At 47.4% G+C, this 3,939-nt stretch carries 2 protein-coding genes; both read right to left on the reverse strand.

The genetic code is table 11. The annotated features are described in order from the left end of the window. On the reverse strand, window positions 1-2,757 hold a 2,757-nt coding region (locus tag F6K20_RS27845; protein ID WP_287296839.1), incomplete at its 3' end, for a chemotaxis protein CheA. Window positions 2,758-2,853: 96 nt separating this feature from the next. Continuing rightward, on the reverse strand, window positions 2,854-3,939 hold a 1,086-nt coding region (locus tag F6K20_RS27850), incomplete at its 5' end, for a methyl-accepting chemotaxis protein (RefSeq protein ID WP_287296840.1).

Consider the following 3,939-nt stretch of genomic DNA (forward strand, 5'->3'; position numbering starts at 1 on the left):
TCGAATTTGAGAGCGTACTACATCTAAACCTACTCCCCTACCAGACAGTTCACTGACTTTAGCTGCGGTAGAAAATCCTGGCTCAAAAATCATCTTTAACAGGCGGGATGGGGGAGCTTTAGCAATTTGTTTGGCTGACAACAATCCCTTGACCAATACTTGGTTACGAATGCGTTCAATATTGAGACCTTCACCGTCATCCTTGACTTGAATGATGGTTTGATTGCCTTTATGGTAAGCCCGAATTTCAATTTGTCCTTGCTCTGATTTACCTCGTTTCCGCCGAATTTGAGGGGATTCAATGCCATGATCAAAAGCATTCCGGAGTAAATGTAGTAAGGGGTCATAAAGTTTTTCCAGGACTGCTCTATCCACCAAAACTCCTGTACCACTAAGCTTGAGTTTGGCTGGCTTGTGGTGTTGGGTAGAAAGATCCCGTAAAGCCCGGGGAAAGCGGTTGAGTACTTGACCCAGAGGCAACATCCGCGCCCACATCAGCTCGTCTCGTAGCTGAGAAAGCATTTGCCGCTGTTGTTCCAAGGTCTGATCAGACTGCTGGGCAAATAGGGTTATATCCCCCACGGCTTCTTTAAGCAGCATCATTTCTTCTTGTAGTCCTTGGATCAAAGCATGGACGTTGCTATAGCTATCCATTTCCAAGGAATCAAATAGGGGTTTGTTCAATGGGTCTGACTCACTCTCTAGACTCTTTTGGCCTGACCACGTTACCGATTGCTGGGATAAGTTTCGCTCACCAACAGAATTCGTCCCTTGCTGATTCCACTCATTCTTACTAAGGGAGGCAAAGCTAGGATTTGAGACCATTGATCCAGCACTTGAGGCACTCGCTAGACTCTGATCAGATAAGTCTTGTAATTGACTAACAATGGTTTGACAAAGGTCAAATCTTTGGGTAAGTTCCCGCACTGCTCCTTGTAATTGTTCATTTTGCAGCCCAATACTATTGCGGTTGATCACCAGTTCCCCTACCTGATTGTTCATCCGTTCTAGTCGCTTTAAGTTAACCCGGACTGAACTCTCAGGGGAAATAGAGGTTGGACTTTGGCTGGGATGCTCTGACGGCTTAGAAGTAGCTCGATTAGGTTGAATAGGTTGATGCTGCTGGGATTTACCCGATTGAGTGGATGGGTTAATAGCTAATTCATTGGCTAGGAATGCCGCTGCTGGTAGCGTTGGTGGTGATGGAACATCTGAAGCAGGCATATCCTGGAGCGGTGGCAGGCTTTCAAAGATTTGTTCAATCTTTTCCACTGCGGCTTCCAGGGTTTTTGGGACCTCTAGGGATGAGTTCTTCCGGGGAGCAGAAGCAGTGCTTGATGGATTGGGCGAGTTCGCTACTGGTTTAGATCCTGGGGTAGGGTCAGCCTTAGAGTTACTCAGGTCTTGCTCCGAGCGTTGAACAGTTTCTGCGGTCGGGGAAATGGTTTCCTCTGGGAAAGATGCTTCTTCCTCTTGGACTGGGTTAACTTGATCCTCTGAAGGTGTAGATTGATCAGATGGTAGGTCAAGACTTGCTTGCCCCAAGTCACTAGTTCTGAGATCAGCAACAATCGGTGCGCTCAGAGGAACTTCCTGAGCTGGCAGGTTCACTTGGGGCTGCTGGCCAGTGGTTTCCTGGCCTAGAGCAACGTCTTCAAAGAGTAAGGTCTGTTGATCTTGGTTAAAGTTACTAAAAATATCAGTAACATCAGCTGAGTCGGTAACCTTCCAAGATGGTGGGTCAACAGTTGCTTGATCTAGGTCAGTTTCCTGATCGGCAAGGGTGGGTGAGGTCTCGAAAGTCTCTTCACCTAGTGGATTGAGTTGGGATGGTTCGGTAGCGGTTTGCTCGGATAAGGTAAAGTCATCAAAGGCATTGGTTGCTTCGCCTAGGTTAAAGTCACTAAAGATATCTTCAAATTCAGAGGTGGTATTTAGACTATTTGTGATGTCATTAGTCGGAGCGGCAGGAGCTTGTGTTAAAGCAACTAGAGCAGTCGAGGGATTTCCCCCTTGAGTGCGATCGCCTGCTAGTACAGCAGCTCGTCCTGTTGTAAAATCAGCTAGGGCCAGTTCAATAATTTTCAGGACTTGGTGGGGATTTTGCTCTACTGCCGCTATAGCCGTTTGGGCAATCGCGCCAAATCCGGACAAGTTCAGTAACTCGGCAAAGCCAGCAAATACCTCTGCTTGTGCCTTTAATTCCCCCACGACCTCATAATTTTGGGGATTGGCTAAAACCGCAGCAAGACGTTCTAGTCCCTGAGCCACATCAACCTCAAAAATAGAGGATACAATATCAATACCTAAGTCACCGGAACTAGGAATGTAGTTATGAACCTGTGTAAGGGCATCACCGAGTCGTTCTTCAATCTGGGCATAAGTGGATTGAGCACTGGCTAGCGCTTGCTCTGGGTCAAAATAGCCTTCCTGAATTTGCTGGATGAGGGGGTTCCGGAGGCAGTCATAAGCTTTGAGCAGCAAGCTTTCTAGCTCAGTATCAAGTTGTACCTCGTCGCTGTAGAAAGCCTTGAAGATATCTTCGAGACGATGAGCCAAGGTTTTAATTGCCTCTAGCCCAACACTGGCAGCACCTCCCTTAATGGAGTGAGCGGCTCGCATTAAATCGTGGATTTTAGCCGTGCTTCGTTCTTGCTGGAGATTCAGTAAACCTGTCTCGATCAGTTGCAACAGCTCTGGTGCCTCTTCGATAAAAAACTGATAGGCTTGGTCTTGGATCTCAGAGTGAGTTGCCATGGTTCTTCATTGGTCATTGGTCAAGAGAAAATTGCAAATTGGTCATTGGTCATTGGTCATTGGTCATTAACAACATAACTAATAACTACAATGACACTAACTCACCTTGAACTTGCCTACACTATCTTGCAGTTCCTCAGCCACTGTTAGCAGTTCTTTGAACGAGTTAGATACTTGGCTGACTTCTGTGGATGTTCTATTCGCGATCGCTGCTACGTCAGTCATAGTTTCAGTAACTGAAACGCTTGCTTGGGTTTGATCAACAGCTGTGATGGCAATTGCTTTGACCAATTCATTGATCTTGACCGTTACGGCAGTAATTTGATTCAAACTCTGCCTGGTGTCATCCACCAGTTGAGTCCCAACTACCACTTGCTCAGTTCCCTCTTCCATAGCGGCTGCCACCTCATTGGTTTCCGCCTGAATGTCTGCTACCAGCTTTTCAATTTCCGCCGTTGCCTCCGCCGATTGATGAGCCAACGCTCGTACTTCATCAGCAACTACTGCAAAGCCTCGACCAGCTTCCCCAGCACGAGCCGCCTCAATAGCGGCATTGAGGGCTAACATATTGGTTTGCTCAGCAAAGCCACTAATCAGGTTGACTACCTTAGAAATCTTTTGGGACGATTCCCCAAGACGTTTGACCTTCTTAGCCGTACTACCTACAGTTTCCCGAATCGCCATAAAACCTTCCACAGTGAGGTTCATAGCAGCATCCCCAGCTTCCACCGTCTGAGCTGCTTGTTTGACTGCGGCTTCGGCTTCAGAGGCACTGGCAGCCACAGAGCGAGTTGAGACTGTCATGTCATGAATTTTTTGTAAAGCATTAGCAATTTCCTCCGCCTGTCGTAAAGCTTCTGTGGATAGCTCTCGGATGGCTGCTTCATCTTGAGTAGTGGTGCTAGTGACTTGCTTGGTTGCCTGTTGGACTTGCAGTACAAGTTTCCGCAAGCTTTCGATGGTAGCATTGTAGGAATCGGCAATAGTTCCCAATTCATCGGCAGTGACCTGGGCTCGAATGGTGAGGTCTCCTTTACTTACTGGCTCTACTTCCATCAACAGTTCTAGAGCACGCTTTTGCAGCTCCTCTTTGAGCTGGCGCTGTTCCTGAGCAAGGTTTTCGGCTTCTTGGCGGGCTGCCTCCATTTTTTCTAAGGACATGGCTCGCTCCATAACATTGCA

Source organism: Moorena sp. SIO2C4 (genome assembly GCF_010672485.1).
Lineage (GTDB): Bacteria > Cyanobacteriota > Cyanobacteriia > Cyanobacteriales > Coleofasciculaceae > Moorena > Moorena producens.